The organism is Aeromonas sanarellii (assembly GCF_000820085.1).
Classification (GTDB): domain Bacteria; phylum Pseudomonadota; class Gammaproteobacteria; order Enterobacterales; family Aeromonadaceae; genus Aeromonas; species Aeromonas sanarellii.
Window position 1 is genome coordinate 34,664 of sequence record NZ_CDBN01000073.1, and the last position, 25,169, is coordinate 59,832.

The following is a 25,169-nucleotide window of genomic DNA, read 5'->3' on the forward strand; positions in this document are numbered from 1 at the left end:
CACGAATGAAGAGGCCACCCCCGGGGTGGCCTCCTTGTTTGCGGGGAACCGCGTTAGAAGTTGTAGAGCAGGCCGGTGCTGAAGCGGCTGGCCTGGCTGTCGTAGAAGTCGATGTCGGAGTCGGCGCTGGAATAGGCCAGGGTGAAGGTGGCGGAGAGCGGCTTGACCCCGAACAGGTTGTGCCAGAAGAAGGTGCCGTTGAGGGCGAACTCGCTGGCGTCGGCATGCCGGCCGAACAGGGGGTTCGCCTCGTCATACTTGCGCTTGCCGGCATAGAGGTTGCTCACGATGGACCACTGGGACGCGCGCCTGGCGTAGGTCAGTTGCAGGCCGGTGTTCTTGAAACTCTCGGCGCTGCCATCGAGGTCGGCCTGCCGGTAGAGGAGCGCGGGCTCCAGCAGCTGGTTGTCGGCGAAATGGAACTGATAGGAGAGCTCCATGGCGTGGACCTTGCCGTTGCGATCCAGCATGGGGGCATACTGGGTGCCGTGGGTCTGGTCGTATTGCTGGCCGCTGCGTTCCTGGTCGAGCTCCACTTCCCGGCTGGTGAGGCTGCCGTAGAAGTTGCTGCCCCAGATCCTGTCCCAGGCGAATCGCACTCCTTTCGACTCGAGATCGGTGGAGCTGCGATCCACCCCGGTGGCGAAGGGATCGCTCCACAGCTCCACCGGCATGACGTTGAACACCAGGGAAGTGGCGACTATGCCCTTGTCGCCCATCTCCTGGCGCAGGCCGAGCTGCTGGGTGAAGTCGAAGCGCACCGCGTCCTGGATCAGGTTGCCGAGGAACACCTGGGTGCGGGTGTCGGCGAAGGTGTAGCGGATGTCGGCGTTGATGAGCGGGCTCAAGCCGCTTTCGCTGTCGGGGGAGCCGAGATCCTGGATGCGGCTGTCGCTGTCATCGCCGGCGTAGAAGTTGGACTTGTGGCTGCCGACATTGACCCCGCCCAGCAGGAAACCGGACCAGCCGGATTGGCGGGGGATCTCCCCCAGATCGGCGTGGGCGACGTTGGCGACCAGCAGGCCAAGACTCAACAGAACATGATTGCGCATCGGGAGTGCTCCTGACATAACGGATGACATGGGTGGCAGCGGGGTCCGGCCTGGTTGGCTGAACCGGAGCTGACTGACTCATGGCAGGCATGCTACCCCAGCCGGAGTGTGACGTTAATCAATAATTTAAGATGCGGCGGGCAAGAGTTCAGGGCGCCGTACTGGTATTCTGTTTGCGCAATCGAGAGGGGAAAGCAACGAGATGAAGCAGATCAAATCCTGGGCGCAATATTACGTCGACCTGATGACCAAGCTGGGACTGGTGCGCTTCAGCATGTTCCTGGCGACCGCCATCATAGTGCTGGCGGTCTCCATCCAGATGGGGGTGACCCTGTTTCTGCGCGGCACGGTGGACGTTGTCGACCTGGTGCGTTCGGTCTTCTTCGGTCTGCTGGTAACCCCCTGGGCCGTCTACTTCCTCTCCATCGTGGTGGATCAGCTGGAGGACTCCCGTCAGCGGCTGACCCGCATGGTGCGCAAGCTGCAGGACATGCGCGAGCGGGACCTCGAGCTCAACAGCCAGCTGCAGGAGAACATCAGCCGTCTCAACGCCCAGATCGCCGAGACCAACCGGGCCGAGACCCTGCGTCAGCAGGCCATCGAGGATCTGGAGAACGAGGTGTTCCAGCGGGAGAAGGCCCAGCTGCACCTGGGGGAGCGCACCGCCCTGCTGCGCTCATTCATCGACTGCTCGCCGGATCTGGTCTACTACCGCAACGAGGACGAGCAGTTCTCCGGCTGCAACCGGGCCATGGAGGAGCTGACCGGCAAGGTGGAGGCGGAGCTCATCGGGCTGACGCCGTTCGACGTCTACAAGCACGACATCGCCAGCAAGGTGGTGGAGACCGACAAGCAGGTCTTCGCCAGCAACGAGCCGCTCACCTATGAGCAGTGGCTGGAGTACCCGGATGGCCGCAAGGCCTACTTCGAGCTGCGCAAGGTGCCCTTCTTCGATCGCTTCGGCAAGCGCCTCGGCCTGCTCGGCTTTGGCCGCGACATCACAGAGCGCAAGCAGTACCAGGACAAGCTGGAGAAGGCGAGCCGGGACAAGACCACCTTCATCTCCACCATCAGCCACGAGCTGCGTACCCCCCTCAACGGCATAGTGGGCTTGAGCCGGATGCTGATGGACACGCCCCTCGATGCCAAGCAGCAGCAGCAGCTCAAGACCATCCACCTGAGCGCGGTGACGCTCGGCAACATCTTCAACGACATCATCGATCTCGACAAGCTCGACCGGCGCCGGCTGGAAATCGCGCCGGCCCCCCTGGATCTGCCCGCCTTCCTCGACGAGCTGGAGACGCTGTCGCGCATCCAGGCGGAGCAGAAGGGGCTCTATCTGCACTTCGACCGGGATGGCGACATGCCGCAATTCGTGATGGCGGACGGCACCCGGTTGCGCCAGGTGCTGTGGAACCTGGTGGGCAACGCGGTCAAGTTCACCGACGAGGGGGGGGTGACCATACGCTGCCTCGCCCACGCCGCCGAGGTGCCGGGCAAGCTGGCGCTGCACTTCGAGGTGGAGGACACCGGGGTGGGCATTCCCCGAGCCCAGCAGGAGAAGATCTTCGCCATGTACTACCAGGTGCAGGGCAAGAAGCACGCCACCGGCACCGGCATCGGCCTCGCGGTCTCCCGCCAGCTGGTGCAGGCCATGGGGGGGCAGCTCTATGTGGACAGCGATCCGGGCGAAGGCGCCTGCTTCACCGCCGAGCTGGAGGTGGAGTGCGTCGAGCCCCAGGCCGCGGCCGCGGAGCCGGAGATGCCCTCCCTCGACATCCTGCTGGTGGAGGATGTGGAGCTCAACGTGACCGTGGCCTGCGCCCTGCTGAACAAGCTCGGCCATCAGGTCAAGGTGGCGCGGGACGGCGCCCAGGCGCTGGCCATGGCCAATCCCGATGACTTCGACCTCATCCTGCTCGACATCCAGCTGCCGGATATGACCGGATTCGACGTGGCGGAGCAGCTGCTGGCGCGCTACGGCGACAGCCTGCCCCCCATGGTGGCACTCACCGCCAACGCCACCGGGGATCGTCAGTACTACCGGGATCACGGCATGCAGGACGTGATCAACAAGCCGCTCGGCTCCAGGGCAGTGCGGGAGGTGATAGGCCACCTGTTTGCGGATCTCGCCGACGACGAGGCGGACGAGCAGGACGATGCCCACCACCAGGATGCCCTGCTGGACCTGCCCTTCCTCACCGATTACGCCAGCACGGTCGGCAAACCGGTGCTGATCTCCAGCGTGGATCTGTTCGAGAAGATGATGCCGGACTACATGGCTGTGCTCGACTCCAACATGATTGCCCGGGATCAGGCCGGCGTGGTGGAGGAGGCGCACAAGATAAAAGGGGCGGCGGGCTCCATCGGCCTGCGCCGGCTGCAGCAGACGGCCCAGCTGATCCAGAGCCCGGATCACCCGGCCTGGTGGGAGAACGTGGAAGACTGGATTGAGACGCTGCGCCGGGAATACCCGGGCGACATCGCCCGCCTGCGGCGCTGGTTGCTGTCGTGAGGCGGGCAAAAAAACCGGGCAAGGAGCCACAAGATGTATAGCCGTTTGATTACCCCGGAGCGGATCCACCCCTGGGGCGATGACGACCTGCTGGAGGCGACCGAGCAGGATCGCGCCCGCATCGTGCAGGCGGCACCGGTGCGCCGGCTGCAGCAGAAGACCCAGGTCTTCCCCCTCGACGTGAAGGCCTCGGTGCGCAGCCGCCTCACCCACTCCCTGGAGGTGCAGGAGACCGGCCGCCAGATCAGCCGGCGCATCCTGGCGGCCCTGCCCCCGGGGTCGGTTTGCGAGGGGGCCTTTATCAATCTGGTGGAGATGTCCTGCCTGCTGCACGACGTCGGCAACCCGCCGTTTGGCCACTTCGGGGAGCAGGTGATGAGCCAGTGGCTGGCGCAGGAGCTGGACAGTCTCTTTGCCCGTGCCCACGACCAGTTGCCGAGTGCCCAGTGGGCAACGCTTCGCCAGGATCTGCTGGTGTTTGACGGCAACGCCCAGAGCCTGCGGCTGGTGCACAGCCTGCACGAGCTGAACCTCACCCTGGGCCAGCTGGCGGCCCTGTGCAAATACCCGCAGCAACCCCAACCCGGGCTGCACAGCCCCCAGGGCTATGGCCAGCATCACGGCTGGGCCAGCAAACGCGGCATCTTCTTCAGCGAGCAGCCCCTCTACCGGGCCCTGGGCGAGAGTCTGGGGCTGGCGCCGGGATGCCGCCATCCGCTGGTCTACATCATGGAGGCGGCGGACGACATCTCCTACTGCATCGCCGATCTGGAGGATGCGGTGGACAGGCGCATCCTCACCCAGGGCGAGCTGCTGGCGGCGCTGAGGGCAGCGGATGAGAGCGACTACATGACCACCCTGCTCGATGAGGCCCTCGCCTCTGGCCGCGGCTTCTTCCCCCATTTCCGCCATCGGCTGACCCGGGATCTGGTGGCGCTGGCGGCCCACACCTATGTGAGCGAGCACGACGAGATCCTGAGCGGTGCCTACCCCAGGGCGCTGCTGCACGGCCAGGCCCCGGCGGCCAGGGTGCTGGATGTGCTCAAACAAGTCGCGAAGGCGCAGGTGTTCATGCGCCCCGAGGTGGAGGCGCTGGAGCTGGAGGGCTATGCCGCCCTGCGCGGCGTGCTCTCCACCTATGCCTGCCTGCTGGCCCTGCCCGCCAGCCAGTTCGAGCGGCTGCTGGCCGGCGACGGCGGGAGCGAGCTCTTCTTCGCCCGCCGCCTGTATCACAGGCTCTCCGCCCGCCACCTCAAGGCGTACCGGCTGGCGGTGGCGAGCCGGGATCCGCGCTTTCACGAGGGGGCCGAGCAGGAGTGGTACTACCGGGTGCGGCTGCTGCTCGACTATGTGAGCGGCATGACGGATACCTATGCGCTGGAGGAGTTCCGGCTGCTGTCCGGGATATGAGGGGGCCTCGCCCGGACGGCCTCCCACCCATATGGGTGGGGGAGAGATTGCGTAAAATTCGGTGTTTTTTTACACTGTGGCAACTTGTTCAACTTTCACACGGTAAGGAGACGAATATGCAACATTCCATGTTCAACGTTGCGTTCGATCGCTGCTCTGGCAGCGCGAAGACTCGTGCTCTTTATTCGCCGCGTGGAGGGAACAGGTAACACCTGCTTTTCCATCACCCGCGGTTGTCCCGCAGGGTGATCACCTCTCTCCGGGGGAACCGCACGTTCAACTGGAGAATATCATGTCTATCGAACTCACCCTGCTGCGCCACGTCGAGACCCTGGTTCAAAAACGGATCACCCGGCTGGAGCGTCGCGTCAGCTATCTGCATCTCTCCCCGGCCCTGCTCAAAGACATCGGGCTGGAGGGGCAAAACGTGCAGATCGCCCACATCCGTGAGCGGGAGTTTCAAACCGGTTTCCGGCTCGGGAATCGAATAACCTGAGGGGAGGGGGCTCAGCCCCCGACCTCGCGGATGGCAGGCCTGGGCCTGCCATTTTTCTTTTCTGCCGTGAATGGCCTCAAATTATGTGTCGCACACAGGGCCAAACACTCTATGATCCCCCTCCAGTCTGTAAGGGAGCTGATTATGTTCTGCCGCTGCTGTCGCCTCATCCTGTTGTGCTGGTTGACCTGCTGGAGCCTGGTGGCGACGGCCCATTCGTCGCAGCTGGACGCAAGCGCCTTCACGCCGGCGGAGCAGGCCTGGCTCGCAACCCACCACGAGCTGGTGATCGGCATGCCGGCGACGGCCTGGCCCCCTTATGTCTATACCGATGGCCGTGGCAACTTCACCGGCCCCCTGAATGAGTTCGCCTCCCAGATTGCAGGCAGGCTGGGGCTGGGGGTGCGCTACCGGGCCTATGCCAACAATGCGGGGCTCCAGCAGGCCTTGATGGACGGCGAGGTCGACATGCTGATCGGCGTGGCGCCTAGCCCGACCCGCACACTGCGGATGCGGTTCACCTCCGAGCTGATGGCGCTGCCTCGCGCCATCCTGCTGACGGGAGGGCGGGAGAGCCTCTCCCTGGAGGAGGCCTACGGCGTGCGCTGGGTCTGCGTCTTCGGCGTCAGCGCCTGCGACGAGTTGCAGCGCCTCGGCATCTCGAATCTGGTCACGGTCGACAGCCGGGACGAGGCGGTCTTCCTGCTCAAGGAGGGAAAGGCGGACGCCTATCTGGCCGAGTTGCCCATGCTGAGCCGTCTGCAGGTCATGGCGGGCATGACGCTGGTCACGGTGGACTGGATGAGGGATACCTCCCTCGCCATGGCGGTCGCGCCGGAGGGAGACGTCCTGCAGGGATTGCTGGAGCGGGCCCTCGACGACATCTCTGCACTGGAGCGGCGCAGCATCCTGGAGGCGGGGGGCATCCTGGATTACGCCCTGGTCAAAGGAAACAGGGAGATCGTCTTCAGCCCGCAGGAGCAGGCGTGGTTGCAGGCGCACCCGGTGATCCGGTACGGTGTCGCCCCCAACTGGCCCGGCATGAGCGAGATCGACGAGCGGGGGCGTCTCAAGGGGTTCATTGCCGAGCTGCTGGCGATGATGAGTCAGCGTGCCGGGCTCCAGTTTACCCTGGTGCCGACCGAAAGCTGGACCCAGAGCCTGGCGCTGTTCCAGGCCCGCAAGCTGGATCTCATCCCGGCCATGACGCCGACCGCTGAGCGTCAGCAGTTTGCCCGCTTCACCCCCAATTATGCCTCCCTCAACTGGGTGGTTGTGGCCAGGAAGGGGATGGAAGAGTTGACCAGCCCCAAGGACTTGAAAGGGCACTCCGTGGGCATGGTGGGGGGCTCGGTGGAAAAAATGCTGCTGACCGAGGTGGGGGCCGTCTCCGTCCCGGTGGCCAGCGATCCCGAGCTGCTGCCGCTGCTGGATCGGCAACAGGTCGACTATGTGCTGATGGGGATGACCACCCTGGAGCAGTCGTTGAAGAAGGGATTCAGCGATCGCTATCAGGTGGTGTATTCCGGCAACGATCTGCGGGTGCCCGTCGCCATGGCGACCCAGCGGCAGGATCCCATGCTGCAGCAGATCCTGACCAAGGTGTTGCTTGCCATCCCTCCGGAGGAGCTGACCGCCCTGGAGAAGAAGTGGCTCTCCCTGACCATACAGACGGGGCTGGATCCGCAGAAGGTGCTGCTCTGGTCTTCCCTCGGTGGCGGACTCTTCCTGCTCAGCCTCCTGCTGTTCCTGGGGTGGAACCGGACGCTGCGCCGTCAGGTCAGCCAGCGACGGGAGGTGGAGCGGCGGCTCGAGGAGCAGCTTGCGTTCGTCCAGATGATGCTCGACGCCCTGCCAAACCTGGTGGTGCTGACCAACGAGCACTACGAGGTCGCGATGACGAACCGGGCATACCGGCAGATGTTCCTGGGCGGGGAAAACCTGATGGGCTCCTATGAGCGGCTGCTCAAGGATCGGCTGCCGGAGGCGATCCGGGCCAGAGTCGTGGAGGAAGATGCCAGGGTGTGGGAGAGCGGGGAGGAGTTTCATGGCCGTGGTGAGCTCCTGCGCGATGACGGCAGCCTGCACCAGATGATCTACACCAAGCGGCTGTTCGTGGGGCCGGACGGCAAGCGGCTCGGGATCCTGACCGTGCTGACCGATGTGACCGAGCTGGAGCAGGCGCGGTTCGCGGCCCAGGAGGCGCAGACCCGGCTCACCCAGATCACCGACAGCATGCCGGGGCTGGTCTACCAATACCACTGGCTGGGACCGGGCAACGGGCGCTTCCTCTACACCTCGCAGGGGCTGAAGGAGATGGTGGGTTATGACATGGATCCCGTCGGGGAGAAGGTGACCGGGGCCGCCATCCTGGGGTTGACGGGGCAGGCCCATCAGGAGTTCGTGGCCACAGTGGAGCGCCATGCCAGGGCCATGGAGCCGCTGGATCTCGAGGTGGAGATCCAGCGCCAGGGACAATCGGGCTATCTGCAGATCCGGGGGCACTTCGTGCACCAGGAGGGGCTCGAAGGGGTGGTGCTGAACGGGGTGGTGCAGGACATCACCAAGTTGAAGCGCCAGGAGCTGGAGCTGCGCCAGGCCAGGCGGGTGGCGGAGGAGGCGACCCAGGCGCGCAGCCGCTTCCTCGCCACCATGAGCCATGAGCTGCGAACCCCCATCTCCGGCATGCACGGCATGCTGGAGCTGCTGCAGATGAGCGCCCTCGACGACGACCAGCGCTACATGCTGCGCAACATCTCGACCTCCACCAACCACCTGCTCTACCTGGTCAACGATATCCTGGACTTCTCCAAGATGGAGGCGGGGCAGTTGCAACTGCATCCCCATCGCTGCCGGCTGACCTCGGTGATCTGCGACGTCATCCGGGGGCATGCCGCCCATGCCTATGGCAAAGGGCTCAATGTGACGCTGGCATGGGGGCGGGAGGTGCCGGATCAGGCCAGCATCGATGGGGTGCGGGTGGGGCAGGTTGTCTCCAACCTGCTGAGCAATGCGGTGAAGTTCACCGAGGCGGGAGGGGTGGCCATCCAGGTGGCCTACCAGGATCACAGGCTGACCCTGAGGGTGCGGGACACGGGGATCGGCATCGCGGGGGAGAAGCAGGACAACCTCTTCATCCCGTTCAGGCAGGTGGAGTCAGACATCAACCGGCGCTTCGGCGGGACCGGGCTCGGACTCGCCATCTGTCATCAGCTGACCCAGAGGATGGGGGGCAGCCTGACCCTGGAGAGCGAGCCCGGGGTGGGGACCACGGTGACCTTTGCCATTCCGCTGGTCGACTGCCAGTGGGACGCGCCGCCGCTGGCCGAGCAGGCGTGGTGGTGGTTCGGTGAGGACGAGGCGCTGCCGGCCATGATGGCGCGCTTCGGTGCCCGGCTGCACCGGCTGACGGCCAGCCAGTGGCAGCAGCCCATCGAGGGCTACCTGCTGGCCCAGGAACGCACTCTGGAGCAGGCCCTGGGCAGCGACTGGCTGGCGCATTTGCAGCGCTCTTCGCTCAAGGGCATAGTACTCTCGCACCATGAGGCGCTGCGCGGACGCATGGGGAGCGACGCCTGGTGGCGACTCGGTCAGTCTCCCCTCTATCCCGACCTGCTGCTGGAGACCTGCCATCAGCTGTCGAGCCAACGGTCCAGCGAGGCGGCCAGGGTTCAGGGGGAGGCGCTCAGGGGGCGGGTGCTGGTGGCGGACGATCACCCCGTCAACCGGGCGCTGCTGACCCGCCAGCTCGCCATCCTGGGGCTCGAGTCCGAGGTGGTGGAGGATGGGGAGCAGGCGCTGCTCGCCTGGCAGGGGCAGGGGTTTGCCCTGCTGCTGACGGACTGCCACATGCCGGTAATGGATGGCTATGCATTGGCACGCTCCTTGCGAGAGGCTGGTGACCAGACGCCCATCATAGGCGTCACCGCCGATACGTCGGAGGAGGCCAGCCAGCAGATGCGGGAGGCGGGCATGAACGATATGCTGTTCAAGCCCTACAGCCTGGATGCGTTGCGCCAGATCCTGGTGCGCTGGCTGCCGGCCCGGGAGCCCCGGCCAATGGCCTCCCGGCAAGCCAGGGTTCAGGTGCCGGGCATAAGCTGGTTGACCCTGTTCGGGGACGAGGAGGTGGCCCGCAGCATGGCTGCCGAATACCTGGAAGCCAATGAGCAGGACAGCGAGGACATGAGGCAGGCCCTGGCCAGGCAGGATAGCCAGGCGCTGGTGGAGACGGCCCATCGCATCAAGGGCGCCGCCCGCATGGTGGGGCAGCAGGCATTGGCAGAGGAGGCCGCCCGGCTGGAGGCGGCGGCCAGGTTGAAGCAGTGGGACAGACTCGACGAGCTGGCCCTGGCAGTACAGGCATTGATGAACGGGATCAGAGGTGAAACGGGGTTATGGCTAGATGAATAGTGCACGGCATGAGTGGGTGATCATGGTGGTGGAAGATCACAACTTCCAGCGCAAGGCCCTGATGCACCAGATCCGCGGGCTTGGCTACCCCCACCTGCTGGAGGCCCAGGACGGGGAGGAGGCGCTGGCCCAGTGCCAGCATCACCAGGTGGACATCCTGTTCTGCGATCTGCGCATGCCCGGCATGGATGGCATGGCCCTGCTGCGTCGCCTCTCCCTCGGCGGGTTTCGCGGCGGCATAGTGCTGTGCAGCGCCCTGGAGGATGACGTGGTGGATGCGGTGCTGCGCATGAGCCGGGCCTATGGCCTGCAGGTGCTGGGGCGCATCGACAAGCCCGCCTCCGATCAGCAGATAGCGCAGATGATCGGCGCCTGGCGCCCCCAGCAGGTGCGCAGTCAGGAGGAGGACGGCTTCCAGCTCACCCTGGACGATCTGTGCCGCGCCCTGGAGCAGGATCAGCTGCTGCCCTGGTATCAGCCCAAGGTGAGCTTCGACAACGGGCGCTGGACCGGCATGGAGGCGCTCGCCCGCTGGCAGCACCCCCTCTACGGCCTCATCTCCCCGGCCCGTTTCATTCCGCTGGCGGAACACAACGGGCTCATCGACCCGCTCACCGAGGTGATCATCGGCAAGGCGCTGCGCGATGGTCACCTCTGGGAGCAGACCGGACTCTCGCTGAACCTGTCGATGAACCTCTCCACCACCTCGCTGATCGAGGGGGATCTGTGCAACACCCTGCTCAGCCACTGCCAGCGCTGGAGCATCAACCCCGAGCTCATCACCCTGGAGGTGACCGAGAGCGCCTTCGTCAAGGATCTCGGCAAGTCGCTGGAGGTGCTGACGCGCCTGCGCATGCACGGCTTTGGCCTCTCCATCGACGACTTCGGCACAGGCTACTCCTCCATGCAGCAGCTCGCCCTGCTGCCCTTCACCGAGTTGAAGCTGGACAGATCCTTCGTCGATCGCTGCTACGAGGATCCCTCCCGCCTTGCCATCATCGAATCCAGCATCGAGCTGGCGCGCAAGCTGGGGTTGAAATCGGTGGCCGAAGGGGTCGAGGACGAGGCCACCTGGCAACTGCTGGCGAGGCTCGGATGCGATCAGTGCCAGGGGTTCTTCTCCGCCCGTCCCATGCCCCGCGAGGAGCTGAGCGTCTGGTATGAGAGCTGGCTGGCACGGCTACCCACGCTGATCAGGCGCTAATTCAGGGCAGGATGCCCGCAGTCACACAAGGATGGCCATGAAACTATCAAGCAAGCTGTTGTTGAGCTTCTGTTTTATCAATCTGCTCATCATTCTCTCGTCGACCCTCGTCTACCATCAGCTCGGCCGGATTGAGGGCTCGCAGGATGCCTTGCTGGCCCAGGCCCTGCCCGCCCTGCAGCGGGACGAGGCGAGCCAGAAGGCGCTGATCGCCACCGTCTCCTCCCTGCGTGGCTACCTCATCCTCGGCAAGGACCCAGCCCAGTCGGCGCGCCTGAAACAGGAGTGGGAAGGGGCCTGGCGGCTCATCGAGCGGCAGTCGTTCACCCCGGATTTGACCCGCTCCCTGAGGGGCTTCAAGGAGGCGCAGGAGAAGGTCTGGGCCCTGGCCCATACCGAGGATAACCTGCCTGCCCACACCCTGATGCTGCTGGAGGCGGGCCCCCTGGCGGAGGCCGCCCTGGACCAGCTGCAATCCATTGCCAACGAAGAGGTGGCGACCCCGCAGGATCAGCTGCCAGGGGATCGCCGCCTGCTGCTCAAGCAGGTGGGGGATGCCTACAACGGCCTGGCCAATGCCCTCTCCGCCCTGCGGGATTTTCTCATCTCGGGGGAGAAGGCGTATCGCGAAAAGTACCAGGACTACTACCAGTTCCATCTGCAGCGGGTGGCCGAGATCAAGCAGCAACAGGCCAGCTTTACCGAGGCGCAGAAGGGGCTGTGGACGCTGTTCGAGGAGATGTCCGCCCCCTTCGCCGAGCTGGTCGGCCAGGTGATCGAGAAGCGCCAGGCGCCGGACTGGGACAGGGCCAACCACCTGATGGCCACCGAGATAGAGCCCGCCCTGACCCGGCTCGCCGACCAGCTGGCGGCCCAGGTGACCCATACCCGGGGGGATGTGGACAAGATGGCCGGCGAGATGACCGCGGCCGGCCAGACCATTCATCGCACCCTGCTGCTGGCGACCACCAGCGTCATCCTGCTTGGTACCCTGGTGGCCCTGCTGTTCAGCCGGCGTCTGACCCGGGAGATTGCCAGCCTGGTGAACCGGGCCGGTCAGGTGGCCGATGGCCGCCTGCCGCTCGCCCCCCTGCCGGTGCTGCGCCAGGATGAACTGGGCGGCCTGACGGGCTCCATCAATCGGATGTCGGCCCAGTTGCGCGAGCTGGTGGGGGAGATCCAGGGGGCGGTCGGTCAGGTGGAGGGGGCCGGCCGCGAGGTCGGCCAGACCACCAACGCCATCGTGGACGACCTGGCGAGCCAGAGCCAGAGGCTGGATTCGGTGGCCGCCGCCATCGAGCAGATGTCGGTCAGCACCCGGGATGTGGCCGGCAACATTGCCGACGCCGCCGGGGCGGCCCGCCAGACCGAACAGCAGGCCAGGCAGGGTGAGCAGGTGCTGGGACGCATGGGGGACACCATGGCGCAGATCGCCGCCATGATCACCCAGGCGGATCAGGCGATGGCGAAGCTCAGCAGCCAGAGCGAACAGGTGGGGCGCGTCACCGAGGTGATCGCCACCATCGCAGAGCAGACCAACCTGCTGGCCCTCAACGCTGCCATCGAGGCGGCACGGGCCGGTGAACAGGGGCGCGGCTTTGCGGTGGTGGCCGATGAGGTGAGGCAGCTGGCGAGTCGTACCAGCGCATCGACCATGGAGATCAACCAGACCATCGCCAGCATCCAGCAGCAGACCCGGGAGACCGCCGATACCGTGGGCGACGGCACCCGGCTGGTGGCGCAGGGACGGGGGGCCCTGGCCTCGGTGACCGAGACCCTGGAGGCGATGACGGCGCTGGTGCAGGACCTCAGCGGCCGGCTCGCGGCCATCGCGGCGGCGACCGAGCAGCAGTCCAGGGTGGCACAGTCGGTCGCCGGCACGGTGGAAGAGATCGCCGGGCTCAGCCATCAGTCCAGCGAACACAGTCAGCAGGGGGAGCAGATCGCCGCCAGGTTGACGCGGGAGACGGGCAGGCTGACCTCGGCCATCAGCCGCTTCGCGCTGGATGCCTGACGCCGACCGGGCGGCAACAAAACGGGGCAGACCGGCGGGTCTGTCCCGTTTTTTTCAGCCCCAAGGCCGGCATGTCAGGTGGTCGATGCCGCCAGTGTTCTCCTGATTGAGCAGGGTGACCCGCGGGGAAGTTGATCACCGTGGGACGCGGTCACTCCAGACGGCGGAAGGTCTGGTTCTCGAAGCTGCTGCAGGTCTCCTGATTGAGCAGGGTGACCAGCAGGCGAAGGGGGCGCTTCTCGCCGCGAATCAGACGCTGCGCAGTCACTCCAGACGGCGGAAGGTCTGATTCTCGAAGCTGCTGCAAGTCTCCTGATTGAGCAGGGTGACCAGAAGGATGGCCCGTTTCTCCCCATCCGGCTCCAGATAGATGGCCTCGAAGCCGGCGAGGGGGCCGGATTCGATAAGCACAGTGTCTCCCTGGGTCGGCAAACGGGCATAGCTGGCGCGGGCCTCGTCGCTGTCGTCCCGGCTCATCAACTGATAGATCAGCTGGCTGCTAACGGGGGTCCACTCCTTGCCGAAGTGGATGATGCGGCTGATGCCGCGGGTCGACTTCAGGGTGACCGGGGTCACCTCCTCCAGATCCACATAGATGAAGAGGTAGTTGGGAAACATGGGCTCCCGCACCGGCACCCGTTTGCCCCGTTTCAGTTTCTCGATCTCGACCATGGGGTAATAGGATTCGACGCCCTGGGCTGCCAGATGGGCTCGGGCGCGGGCCTCTTCCTTGGGTTTGCAGTAGGCCAGATACCATTTCTTCATTGTTGTTCTGTTTTTCGTGTTGCCGTGCTTCCGACTATGATAACGGGGGCAAAAAAAAAGGCCACGCTTGGCGTGGCCTTTTTTACAGAGTGAGTGATTACCAACCTTTCACCAGACCGCCCTTGAACAGCTCGGTCCCCTTCTTGTAGACCTCGTCGGTCTGGAAGGACTGGACGAACTCCTTGACCTTCTCGTCGTCCTTGTTGTTCTCGCGGGCGACGATCAGGTTGACGTAGGGGGACTCCTTGTCTTCGACAAACAGGCCGTTCTCGGTCGGGGTCAGCCCGATCTGACCGGCGAAGGTGTTGTTGATGATGGCCAGATCCACGTCTTCTAGGGAGCGCGGCAGCTGGGCGGCTTCCAGCTCGACGATCTTGAAGTTGCGCGGGTTGTCGACGATGTCCAGCACGGTGGCTTCCAAACCGGCGCCTTCCTTCAGCTTCAGCAGGCCCTGCTTCTCCAGCAGGATCAGGGAGCGACCCAGGTTGGTCGGATCGTTCGGCACCGCGATCTGGGCGCCGTCCTTGATCTCGGACAGCGCCTTGATCTTCTTGGAATAACCGGCGATCGGGTAGACGAAGGTGTTGCCGACCGGCACCAGCTTGAAGCCGCGATCACGGATCTGGGCGTCCAGGTAAGGCTTGTGCTGGAAGGCGTTGACGTCGACGCTGCCGTCGTTCAGGGCCACGTTCGGGGTGACGTAGTCGGAGAAGGTGACCACTTCGACGGTCAGACCGTATTTCTCCTTGGCCACCTTGGCCGCGGTCTCCACCAGCTCGGTCTCGGGGCCGGCGATGGCGCCCACCTTCAGGGTCTTGTTCTCTTCCTTCTGGCCGCAGCCGACCAGTACCAGGGTTGCCAGCAGCGCGGCTGCCGCGGATTTAATACCCAATTTCATAAAAACCTCCTGTCAGAAATCGACGATTAACGATGATCACATTGTTTGACCAGGCGCTCACCCGCGCTCTGGATGAGTTGAACCAGCACCACCAGAATGACCACGGTGACCAGCATGACGGTGGGATCGAAACGCTGATAGCCGTAGCGAATGCCCACATCCCCCAGGCCTCCCCCCCCGATGGCGCCGGCCATGGCGGAGTAGTTCACCAGGGTGACGAGGGTGATGATGATGCTGTTGAGGATCCCCGGCAGGGCCTCGGGCAGCAGCACCTTGGCGATGATTTGCAGGGGCTTGGCCCCCATGGCCTTGGCCGCCTCCAGCAGGCCGTCCGGCACCTCCATCAGGGCCCCTTCCACCAGACGGGCGATGAAGGGGATGCAGCCGACGGTCAGCGGCACTATGGCGGCTATGGTGCCGATACTGGTGCCGACGATGAATCGGGTCAGCGGTATGATGGCCACCAGCAGGATGATGAAGGGCACGGAGCGTCCTACGTTGACGATGACGCCCAGGACCTTGTTGAGCAGCGGATTGGCCAGGATCTGGCCCGCCTTGGTCACGTGCAGCGCCACGCCGAGCGGCAGGCCGAGCAGGCAGCCGAACAGGGCGGAGGCAAACACCATGATCAGGGTGTCGCCGAGGGCCGAGACCAGCAGATTAATCATTGCTTCGGACATGAGTCATTACCTCCAGCTGGATAGGATGGCTGAGTCGCCGAGGATGGGGCGCAGCAGATTAGTCATTGCTTCGGACATAGCCCATTACCTCCAGCTGAATGTGGTTGTCGATGAAGAACTGCTGGGACGCCTCGCACTGAGCCTCGTCCCCGAACAGCTCGGCCAGCAGGAAGCCGAACTTGACGCCGCCAGCGTATTCGATGTCCGCACTCAGTATGCTGATGTCGATGTTGAAACGGCGGCTCACCTCGGAAATCAGCGGCGAATCGACGGTGGCACCGGTGAAACCCAGCTTGACCAATGGGTAGCTGCCGGGCACACGCTCCGCACTCATCCGCTCCTGATACTCCTGGGGTACTTCCAGGTGGATGGTTGAGTGGATGAAATCCCGAGCCAGCTGGGTCTTGGCGTTGCTGAAGAACCAGGCGACCTCGCCCTGCTCGATCAGGCGGCCGTCGCTGATGATGGCCACTTCGTCACAGATCCCCTTCACCACGTCCATCTCGTGGGTGATGAGCAGTATGGTGAGCCCCAGCTTGACGTTGATCTCCTTGAGCAGGCTCAGGATGGAGCGGGTGGTCTGCGGGTCCAGGGCCGAAGTGGCCTCGTCGCACAACAGCACCTTGGGCGCCGGCGCCAGGGCGCGGGCGATGGCGACGCGCTGCTTCTGGCCGCCGGAGAGCTCGGACGGATAGGCATGGGCGCGGGCTTCCAGCCCGACCAGGGCCAGCAGTTCGCTGACCCGGCTCTGGATCTGCGCCTTGCTCCAGCCCGCGAGCTCCAGGGGGAAGGCGATGTTGGCGGAGACGGTGCGGGAGGCCAGCAGGTTGAAGTGCTGGAAGATCATGCCGATCTGGCGGCGGGCCTGGGTCAGATCCCGCTCGCTCAGGGCGACCAGATCCTGGCCATCGACGATGACCTGGCCCTCGGTGGGGCGCTCCAGCAGGTTGACGCAACGAATGAGGGTGCTCTTGCCGGCACCGGAGGCACCGATCACCCCGAAGATCTTGCCTTGCGGCACATGCAGGCTCACGTCACGCAGGGCGTGCACGGCATCACTGCCTTTACCGTAGACTTTGTTGAGACCGATCAACTTAATCATGGATTCTTCCGTGCTAACAGCCTTAAAGCACAGGGCGCTACAGGCGGGTAAATTGGGCAGAGGTTTCACTGGGTAGCTCTGTCATCATGGAGGATGATGCTAAGATGTCCGGATGGCTGTGTCAACGTATGTTTTTACGTCTAGACGTCTAAAAAATGGATAAGGATTTCCGTCCACCGACTATGGCGGCGAGGGGGGATCGGGAGTCTCAAGATCAGATTCTGACTTGATGATTCATGACCGAATATAACCTGGAAAATTAACCACAACTTGTCTATTCGATGCTTCTCTCGGAGCCCGCCTGTGGTAGACCGACTCCTCGCCCCCCCGGCGCCGCCTCTCGCCCACCGCGCATCCCGCGGCTTTTTTTCTTCACCATCCCCTTGATGCAGAACAATAAATAACCATTTTTCGGTCGGGACCAGGCGCCACCTCCTTATACTGGCAGAAGGTGGATGCCAGGAGGAGGGAGAGATGCGATTTCAACAGATCAAGGACCTGATGCTCTATCTCGAGCAGCTTCATCATCAGCAGGGGCTCAGCTACGGGCGCCAGATCCCCAGGGTGGACGGGGAGCGCAGCCGGATGCTGCTGGCCTATCTGCAGGGACGGGAAGACGCGGCGGCGGCCCATCTGCACGACTATCGCGAGCAGATGGGGAAGGCGGTCAAGGAGACCTGGCTGGATCAGGGATTCGGCGAGGATCTGCTGGCGGAGTGCGAGCGCCTGGCGCTGGCGGCCGGCACTCAGCCGGAGGAGATAGTGGCCCTGGTGTCGCAGCAGGAGGAGAGGCTCATCGCCGAGCTGGAGCGCCTTGCCCGGGAGTGCCCCACGCCTGACACGGGGGCACTGCTGAAGGCCCTGGCCTCGATGGCGCGATCCCGGTTGACCCGGCTGGTGCACGGGGCTCATCGGCTCGACGACATCTGAACCAAGGGACCCGACAGGGGCCGGATCTGTCGGGGGCATGACGGGGAGGGATCAGCCCTTCTGCCGGGCCGCGCCGTAGAGGGCGGCTCCTATGATGCCGGCCTGGTTGAGGTTTGCCGCCGCCACCAGGGGGGCCCGGGTCTCGATTCGGTCGATGAACTTGTCGAGCTTGGCGGCGCTGCCGCCTCCCAGGATGAAGAGGTCGGGGGAGAAGAGGAATTCCAGGCGGGCCAGGTACTTGTTGAAGCGCTTGCCCCAGCGGTTCCAGGAGAGATCCTCGCGCTTGCGCACGGCGTCGGAGCAGTAGTGCTCGGCCACCATGCCTTCCAGGATGAGGTGGCCCAGCTCGGTGTTGGGCAGCAGTTGGCCGTTGACGAAGACCGCGGTGCCGATGCCGGTGCCCACAGTGATGAGGATGATCACCCCCTGACGATCCCGCCCGGTGCCAAAGCGCATCTCGGCGAGGCCCGCCGCATCGGCGTCGTTCAGGACATAGCAAGGCAGGCCGGTCACGTCGGCGAACAGGTGGGCGGCATCGGTCTCGATCCAGCTCTTGTCGATGTTGGAGGCGTTCTTGGCGATGCCGTTGTGGATGGTGGCGGGAAAGCCGCATCCCACCGGGCCCTTCCACTGGAAATGCTCGACCAGCGCCTTGAGGGTGTGCGCCACGGCGGCCGGGGTGGCCGGTTGCGGCGTGGCGATGCGGTGGCGCTCGCCAATCAGCTCCCCGGTCTCGGTGTCGACCAGGCAGCCCTTGATCCCGGATCCGCCAATATCTACTCCCAACATCTGCATCCGAATCTTCCTTTTATTGTGCCGATGGTCAATGGTCGGCAGAGCATGAAAAAATGCCTGCGATCCGGCAAGGGCCAGATCGCCTATGCGTGATCCGGCAGACCTTTTTCGATGCAGCGGATCAGCAGGCGGGTCTTCTTGTGGTCTTCCTGCTGGCGGTTGGCCAGGGTCGCCAGCGCCCACTCGATATGTTCGGCCACCATGGGCTCGGCCTCGCCGAGCGCCTGCTGCAGGGCTTCGATGACCTGCGGGCTGGCGGGACCGTTGCCAAGAGCCACCGCCAGGTTGCGGCGCCAGCGCCGGTAGCCGATGCGGCGGATCGGGCTGCCCTCGGTGTGCTTGAGAAAATCGCTCTCGCTCCAGCCCCACAGATCAAGCAGGGGCGGGCGGTGCAGAGTGGGGCGCGGGCTGAAGTCGGGCTCTGGGCTCGCATCCGCATAGCGGTTCCAGGGGCAGATGAGCTGGCAGTCGTCGCAGCCATAGATGCGGTTGCCCATCAGCGGCCTGAACTCCTCGGGGATGGGGCCGTCGTTCTCGATGGTGAGATAGGAGATGCAGCGACGGCCGTCCACCACATAGGGGGCGATGATGGCACCGGTCGGGCAGATGTTGATGCAGGCCACGCACTTGCCGCACTGCTCCTTCTCCACCGGGGCGTCCAGGGGCAGCGGCAGGCCGACCAGCAGCTCCCCCAGGAAGAAGAAGGAACCGGCCGACTCGTTGAGCAGCAGCGAGTGCTTGCCCACCCAGCCGAGCCCCGCCTTGGCCGCCAGCGGGCGCTCCAGGATGGGAGCGGAATCGACGAAGGGGCGCCACTCGCCCAGGGTCTCCTGTGAACCTTGCAACAGCGCCTCGCAGCGCCGCTCGATGCGCTCCCCCAGCTGCTTGAGCCGGTTGCGCAGCACCTTGTGGTAGTCGCGGCCGAGGGCGTAGCGGCTGATATAGCCGAGCGTGGGGTCGCGCAGGGTGGCGGCGAAGCCCGCCTCGAACGGGAGGTAATTCATCCGCACCGACAGCACCCGCAGGGTGCCCGGCAGCAGCTCGTGGGGGCGGGCCCGCATCATGCCGTGGCGCGCCATGTAGTCCATGGTGCCGTGGTGGCCGGCGTCCAGCCAGGCCTGCAGTCTGGGCTCCTCCAGGGCGAGATCCGTGTCTGTGATGCCGACCTGGTCAAATCCTAGCTCCCGTGCCCAGAGCTTGATATCGTGGGCCAGCTGTACGAGTTCGGCGGCCGTCATGCTGCGTTGCCCCTCTGCCGACAGGGCTGTGGCAGGCGCAGGGTGGCAATATGGCGTGCCAGTTGCCGGGTCATGGGATGATGAAGCTTGGGGGCCGTCATGGTACAGGTGTTCGAGGACGCTATCCGCAGGAAAGAGGGCGACAGTCTAGCACAACCCCTGTGGCGGGCCGAACAGATCCGCCGCCTGGAGCGGCGCTGGGCCGAGCGCGAGGGGCTGCCCCTCTATGTTCTGATGGAGCGGGCGGGGGCCGCCCTGTGCAACTATGCCCGTCATCATTGGCCCGAGAGCAGCCGCTGGTGGATCTTCGTCGGCCCGGGCAACAACGGCGGGGATGGCTATGTGCTGGCCCGCCTCGCCAGGCGCCTCGGCCTCGAGCCCCTGGTAATCGCCGCCCGGGCCCCCGGCCTGCTCAAGGGGGACGCCAGGCGGGCCGCCGAGGAGTGGCTGGCCTCGGGAGGCAGCGTGATGATGGCCGATGAGCTGGCACACTCGGCACTGCCGTTGCCGGAGTTGGTGATAGACGCGCTGCTCGGCACCGGTGTCCAGCTCCCCCTCTCCCCTTCCATGACAAAGGCTGTCGCAACCATCAACGGCCTGGGGGTTCCCGTGTTGGCGGTGGATCTGCCCTCCGGGCTCAATGCCGATACAGGTCGCGCCATGGGCGCCCTGGTGTACGCCACCCGCACCCTCACCTTCATCGGCATCAAGCAGGGCATGCTCACCGCGGAGGGGGTGGACGGGGTCGGCCACCTCGACTGGGATCCCCTGGGGGTGGGGCCCGAGGATGGTGTCATCCCCGCCGCCGAGCGGATCGATTATCCCCGCCTCAAGGGACTCTTGGTTCCGCGTGCGCGCTCGGCCCACAAGGGACGCTGCGGCCGGGTGCTGCTGACGGGCGGCAACCTGGGGATGCAGGGAGCCATCTTGCTGGCGGGTCAGGCCTGCCTGCGGGCGGGGGCGGGCCTGGTGCGCCTGTGCCAGCATCCGGACGCCCCCCCTGCCAGCCTGGTACAGCCCGAGCTGATGGGGTGCCCGGCCGGCATGGACGAGGCCTGGGCCTCGGTGCATGTGCTGGGGCCCGGACTCGGTCAGGATGAGTGGGCCCGGGCCCGGTTCGAGCACCGCCTCGCGGCCCCGGAGCCACTGGTATTGGACGCCGATGGATTGAATTGGCTGGCGCAGGCCCCCCGTCATCGGGATAATTGGGTGCTTACCCCCCACCCCGGGGAGGCCGCCCGCCTGCTGGGCTGCACCATCGACGAGGTCGAGGCGGATCGTTTCGCCGCCGTTTCGCGGCTGCAGCGGCGCTACGGTGGCGTGGTGCTGCTCAAGGGGGCCGGGTCGCTCATCTGCGATGGCCCGACCATCGCCCTCTGCGACGAGGGCAATCCGGGCATGGCCAGCGGCGGCATGGGCGACCTCTTGTCTGGTATAATCGCCGCCCTCCTGGCCCAGGGCTGGCCTGCGGGGATGGCCGCCCGACTCGGGGCCGTGATCCACGGCGAGGCGGCCGACCTGGCTGCGGCCGAGGGGGAGAGGGGCATGCTGGCATCGGATCTGCTGCCCTGGATCCGCCGTCTGGTCAATCCGACACAGTAACAAGTTAAAAGAAGAACATGGCAAAAACGTTGATGATGACACTGCCGGACGAGGCAGCAACAGTGGCCCTGGGCGGCCGGCTGGCGCAGGCGTGCCAGCAGGCGACCACGGTCTTTCTGCACGGCGCCCTCGGGGCCGGCAAAACCACCCTGACCCGAGGCTGGGTGCAGGGGCTCGGCCATCAAGGCAAGGTCAAGAGTCCGACCTATACCCTGGTGGAGCCCTATGAACTGGCCAGGTGGCAGGTCTATCACTTCGATCTCTATCGACTGGCCGACCCGGAAGAGCTGGAGTTCATGGGTATTCGCGACTACTTCGGCGCCGATACCCTCTGCCTGGTGGAGTGGCCGGAGAAAGGGGAGGGCTGGCTGCCCGCCCCGGATCTCGAGATCACCCTGACCTATGTTAACGAGCAGCGCGAGGCCCAGATCGCGGCCCGCACTGCTATCGGCGAAGCCATTCTGGAACGGTTGTCATCTCAGTGCGCTTGATCCTTGTCTTTGTTCTCTCCTTGATGGCCTTACCCACCTGGGCGAATCAGCTCAAGAGTGTGCGGGTATGGCCGTCGCCGGACAACACCCGGGTGGTGCTCGACATGAGCAGTGCCCCCAATTTCAACTACTTCACCCTGACCGGCCCGAGCCGCCTGGTGATCGACCTGAAGGGCGCCAGCAATGCCGCCAACCTGGCCCGCATCGAGAACAAGAGCGAGCTGGTGCGCAAGATCCGCGAGAGCACGCCCCTTGAACAAGGCAGCCTGCGCCTGGTGCTGGATCTCAGCTCTTCCATCAAGCCAGTGGTCTTCCCGCTGGCGCCGGCTGGTCCCTATGGCCACCGGCTGGTGATCGATCTGCCCTACGAAGAGAAGGGCAGCGCCACGGCACAACCCGCGCCCGTCGGGGGACAGGGCAAGGCCATCGTCATCGCCATCGATCCCGGCCACGGCGGGGAAGACCCGGGCTCCATCGGCCCGCGCCGCACCTACGAGAAGCGGGTGACCCTGTCGGTGTCGCAGAAGCTGGCGGCCCTCATCGATCGCGAGCCCGGCATGCGTGCCGTGCTGACCCGGCGCGGCGACTACTTCGTCGACCTGAACAAGCGCTCCGAGATCGCCCGCAAGGCCAAGGCGGATCTGCTGGTGTCGGTGCACGCCGACAGCTTCCACAACTCGACGCCCCGCGGCGCGTCCGTGTGGGTGCTGTCGACCAACCGTGCCAACCGCGAGATGGGCAGCTGGCTCGAGAAGCAGGAGAAGCAGGGGGAACTGCTCGGCGGCGTCGGCAAGGTATTGGCCGAATCCGATCCCAACCCCTATCTGGCACAGACCTTCCTGGATCTCTCCATGGACAAGTCCAGGGCCGAAGGTTATGAGGTGAGCCGCCAGATCCTGCGCTCCATGGGCAGGGTGGCCCGGTTGCACAAGAAGGCGCCGGAGCACGCCAGTCTGGCGGTGCTGAAGGCGCCGGACATTCCCTCGGTGCTGGTGGAGACGGGCTTCATCTCCAACCACGCGGAAGAGAAGCTGCTGGCCACCGCCAGCTATCAGGATCAGCTGGCCCGCGCCATCTTCGAGGGGATCCGCGCCTATTACCGCAGCCATCCGACCAAGGGCCCCATGCTGACCGGCAAGGGACAACAGGTGGCCAGCAAGCAGGCGACGAGTCGTCCTGCCCCCGCGAGCAGGCCCGTGGCCGCCAGCAAACCGGCGACACAACCGGTGCAGCAGGTGGTGACCAACCGGATGCCGGCGACCGAGCCGTATCGCGTCGGCGACGGCGGTGCCCCGGTCAGCAGCGTCGGCAGCGCCTCCGGCGCCGGGGTGATCAAGCCCTACAAGGTGGCGGCGAAGGAGCCGAGCGCCCCGGTCAGCAGCGTGCAGAGCAACGACAAGTCCAGGATGATCCGCCACGTGGTCACCCGCGGCCAGAGCCTCTCCCGCCTCGCCGAGAAGCACGGGGTGAGCCAGGCGCGGCTGGTGGAGATCAACAAGCTCAAGTCACGGGAAATCCAGATAGGGCAGGTGCTCTACATCCCGCAGGACTAGTGCCGGATGAACGCCGCGCCCGTCCCTCTGCCGGTGGCAAGGACGGATGCGGCGAATGTTCATGGTGTCAAGCCCATCCCCTCACACCCTCAACCTTCAGGAGTACGCGATGCCAATCCGTATATTGCCGCCGATTCTGGCCAACCAGATTGCTGCCGGTGAGGTGGTGGAGCGGCCCTCCTCCGTGGTGAAGGAGCTGGTGGAGAACAGCCTGGATGCGGGGGCCGACCGGGTCGAGATCGACATCGACAAGGGGGGCGCCAAGCTCATCCGCATCCGTGACAACGGCTGTGGCGTCGCCAGGGATGAGCTGGTGCTGGCGCTGTCGCGCCACGCCACCTCCAAGGTCGCCACCCTGGACGATCTGGAAGGGATCAACAGCCTGGGGTTTCGCGGCGAGGCGCTCGCCTCCATCAGCTCGGTGGCTCGCCTCACCTTTACCTCCCGCACGGCGGAGCAGGCCGAAGCCTGGCAGGCCCAGGCGGAAGGGCGCGAGATGAGCGTCACCGTCAAGCCGGCGGCCCACCCGGTGGGCACCACTGTGGAGGTGGTGGACCTCTTCTTCAACACCCCGGCGCGGCGCAAGTTCATGCGCAGCGAAAAGACCGAGTTTGCCCACATCGACGAGCTGGTGCGGCGCATCGCGCTCTCCCGTTTCGACGTCACCCTGATCCTGCGCCACAACGGCAAGGTGGTGCGCCAGTACAAGGCCGCGAACACGGTGGCGGAGCAGGAGCGCCGGCTCGCCGCCGTCTGCGGATCTCCCTTCATGCACCACGCCCTGGCGGTGTCTAGCGAACATAGCGACGTGCGGCTCTGGGGCTGGCTGGCCACGCCCGCCGGCGCCAGGCCGCAAAACGATCTGCAATACACCTATGTCAACGGCCGCATGATGCGCGACAAGCTCATCAACCACGCCATCCGGCAGGCCTATGACGAACTGCTGCCGGCCGACCGGTTCGCATCCTATGTGCTCTACATCGAGCTGGATCCCCGTCAGGTGGACGTGAACGTCCACCCCGCCAAGCACGAGGTGCGCTTCCATCAGGCGCGCCTCATCCACGACTTCATCTTCCAGGCGCTCTTTACCGCCCTGCGCCGTGAAGGGGTCGGCGCGGCCACCGAGGAGCCGCTGGCCGAAACCCTGGTCGAGCTGCCTGGCAGCCCGGAGGTCACTTATCCCGGTCAGGCGCCGCGCACCGAGTGGTATGGCGCCGAGCACAGTTACCGGGCCCCCGCCCAGACGAGGGACGAGGGCGCCGTGCGGGAAGGCGGTGGCGGCAGAGGCGGAAACTACCAGCCCCCCGAGCCCCCGAGTCGGGCGGCGATGCGGAGCATGGGAGCCCTGCTCACCACCCTGCCGGAAGTGGCGACACCGGAACCCCTGTCCGGAACCGAGAGCCCCGCTATGTCTCCCGTGGCCGCACGCTCTGGGGAGTGGTGCGCCCTGACCCTAGTGGAACAGGCCTATCTGCTGCTGGAACGCAGCGGCCAGCTGGCGCTGCTCTCCCTGGTACGGGCGGAGCGCCTGCTGCTGCGCCACTGGTTGCTGGACGCCTGGGGCCAGGGGCTGGCAGCCCAGCCTCTGCTGCTGCCGGTCTCCTTCAAGCTGCCGAAACACCTCGTCGCCCTGGTGGAGGCGCGGGAGCGCCTGCTCAAACGCATGGGGCTGGAGTTGAAAAGCGGCGGACGCGACACCATGATCCTGACTCGGGTGCCCGCCCTGCTGCGCCAGACCGATCTGGTGCGCCTCTTACCCGAATTGCTGCAATTGATCGAGAGCGGATCTGACAGTGATGCCGGCGAGCAGGCTGGGGTACTATGCCAATGGCTGGTGGAGCAAGGCATAAGTGCCGATAAAATATACGATTTTGCCACCGCCAACCGGCTGCTGACGGAACTTGTTGCCGATTTCAGTGACCAACTGGCAGACGTGCGCCTGGTGCGCCCGCTGTCGCTGGCGAGCGTGCTGGCCGCCTTTACCGAAGGCGATTGAGGATTAGCCCGCCGT

General features: G+C 65.2%; 18 protein-coding genes. 11 read left to right on the top strand and 7 right to left on the bottom strand.

The genetic code is table 11. From position 1 onward, the window contains the following. Positions 1–53: 53 nt before the first annotated feature. Positions 54–1,052: a DUF2860 family protein gene (locus BN1132_RS13900; RefSeq protein ID WP_042078302.1), complete on the bottom strand. Its 999-nt coding sequence runs from the start codon at positions 1,050–1,052 to the stop codon at positions 54–56. Positions 1,053–1,254: 202 nt separating this feature from the next. Between BN1132_RS13900 and arcB the strand changes: the two genes are divergently transcribed. From arcB to BN1132_RS13930, 6 genes are all read left to right on the top strand, one after another. Next, entirely contained in the window at positions 1,255–3,567 is a 2,313-nt protein-coding gene (arcB, locus tag BN1132_RS13905; protein ID WP_042078304.1) for an aerobic respiration two-component sensor histidine kinase ArcB, read from the top strand. Between the two features lie 33 nt (positions 3,568–3,600). Next, positions 3,601–4,977 (top strand): dGTPase, encoded by a 1,377-nt coding sequence (dgt, locus tag BN1132_RS13910; protein ID WP_042078306.1) that lies wholly within the window; start codon positions 3,601–3,603, stop codon positions 4,975–4,977. Positions 4,978–5,269: 292 nt separating this feature from the next. Next, entirely contained in the window at positions 5,270–5,473 is a 204-nt protein-coding gene (locus BN1132_RS13915; RefSeq protein WP_042078308.1) for a hypothetical protein, read from the top strand. Between the two features lie 144 nt (positions 5,474–5,617). Then, complete coding sequence (locus BN1132_RS13920; protein ID WP_042078309.1) at positions 5,618–9,886, top strand: transporter substrate-binding domain-containing protein; 4,269 nt, start codon at positions 5,618–5,620, stop codon at positions 9,884–9,886. Beyond that, on the top strand, positions 9,879–11,090 hold the full coding sequence (locus BN1132_RS13925) for an EAL domain-containing response regulator (RefSeq protein ID WP_042078310.1): 1,212 nt from the start codon (positions 9,879–9,881) through the stop codon (positions 11,088–11,090). Before BN1132_RS13920 ends, BN1132_RS13925 begins: the two co-directional genes overlap by 8 nt. A gap of 37 nt (positions 11,091–11,127) precedes the next feature. Then, positions 11,128–13,104, top strand: coding sequence for a methyl-accepting chemotaxis protein (locus tag BN1132_RS13930; protein WP_042078311.1), 1,977 nt, complete (start codon positions 11,128–11,130; stop codon positions 13,102–13,104). Positions 13,105–13,368: 264 nt separating this feature from the next. On the opposite strand, the gene rfaH is transcribed toward BN1132_RS13930, so the two are convergent. From rfaH to metN, 4 genes are all read right to left on the bottom strand, one after another. Beyond that, entirely contained in the window at positions 13,369–13,869 is a 501-nt protein-coding gene (gene rfaH / locus BN1132_RS13935; RefSeq protein ID WP_042078313.1) for a transcription/translation regulatory transformer protein RfaH, read from the bottom strand. Between the two features lie 97 nt (positions 13,870–13,966). Beyond that, positions 13,967–14,767 (bottom strand): methionine ABC transporter substrate-binding lipoprotein MetQ, encoded by an 801-nt coding sequence (gene metQ / locus BN1132_RS13940; protein ID WP_042078315.1) that lies wholly within the window; start codon positions 14,765–14,767, stop codon positions 13,967–13,969. 26 nt (positions 14,768–14,793) lie between these two features. After that, the gene (locus tag BN1132_RS13945; protein WP_042078317.1) at positions 14,794–15,447 is read right to left on the bottom strand and encodes a methionine ABC transporter permease; all 654 of its coding nucleotides are present in this window, start codon (positions 15,445–15,447) and stop codon (positions 14,794–14,796) included. A gap of 58 nt (positions 15,448–15,505) precedes the next feature. Then, entirely contained in the window at positions 15,506–16,549 is a 1,044-nt protein-coding gene (gene metN, locus BN1132_RS13950; RefSeq protein WP_042078318.1) for a methionine ABC transporter ATP-binding protein MetN, read from the bottom strand. A gap of 474 nt (positions 16,550–17,023) precedes the next feature. On the opposite strand from metN, the gene BN1132_RS13955 reads away from it, so the two are divergent. Further along, positions 17,024–17,479, top strand: a complete 456-nt coding sequence (locus BN1132_RS13955) for a hypothetical protein (RefSeq protein WP_042078319.1) — start codon at positions 17,024–17,026, stop codon at positions 17,477–17,479. 51 nt (positions 17,480–17,530) lie between these two features. Here the strand turns inward: BN1132_RS13955 and ppgK are convergent, their stop codons facing one another. Together ppgK and queG are read right to left on the bottom strand one after the other, a co-directional pair. After that, complete coding sequence (gene ppgK, locus BN1132_RS13960; protein ID WP_042078321.1) at positions 17,531–18,274, bottom strand: polyphosphate--glucose phosphotransferase; 744 nt, start codon at positions 18,272–18,274, stop codon at positions 17,531–17,533. 83 nt (positions 18,275–18,357) lie between these two features. Beyond that, positions 18,358–19,512, bottom strand: coding sequence for a tRNA epoxyqueuosine(34) reductase QueG (gene queG / locus BN1132_RS13965; protein ID WP_042078322.1), 1,155 nt, complete (start codon positions 19,510–19,512; stop codon positions 18,358–18,360). A gap of 99 nt (positions 19,513–19,611) precedes the next feature. Between queG and BN1132_RS13970 the strand changes: the two genes are divergently transcribed. The 4 genes from BN1132_RS13970 (at position 19,612) to mutL (ending at position 25,154) form a co-directional block, all read left to right on the top strand. Next, the gene (locus BN1132_RS13970; RefSeq protein WP_042078341.1) at positions 19,612–21,114 is read left to right on the top strand and encodes a bifunctional ADP-dependent NAD(P)H-hydrate dehydratase/NAD(P)H-hydrate epimerase; all 1,503 of its coding nucleotides are present in this window, start codon (positions 19,612–19,614) and stop codon (positions 21,112–21,114) included. Between the two features lie 17 nt (positions 21,115–21,131). Beyond that, positions 21,132–21,605, top strand: coding sequence for a tRNA (adenosine(37)-N6)-threonylcarbamoyltransferase complex ATPase subunit type 1 TsaE (gene tsaE / locus BN1132_RS13975; RefSeq protein ID WP_042078323.1), 474 nt, complete (start codon positions 21,132–21,134; stop codon positions 21,603–21,605). 23 nt (positions 21,606–21,628) lie between these two features. Beyond that, positions 21,629–23,158, top strand: a complete 1,530-nt coding sequence (locus BN1132_RS13980; RefSeq protein WP_244462947.1) for an N-acetylmuramoyl-L-alanine amidase — start codon at positions 21,629–21,631, stop codon at positions 23,156–23,158. A 109-nt stretch (positions 23,159–23,267) separates the two neighbouring features. Continuing rightward, positions 23,268–25,154: a DNA mismatch repair endonuclease MutL gene (gene mutL / locus BN1132_RS13985; RefSeq protein ID WP_042078325.1), complete on the top strand. Its 1,887-nt coding sequence runs from the start codon at positions 23,268–23,270 to the stop codon at positions 25,152–25,154. Positions 25,155–25,169: the final 15 nt, after the last annotated feature.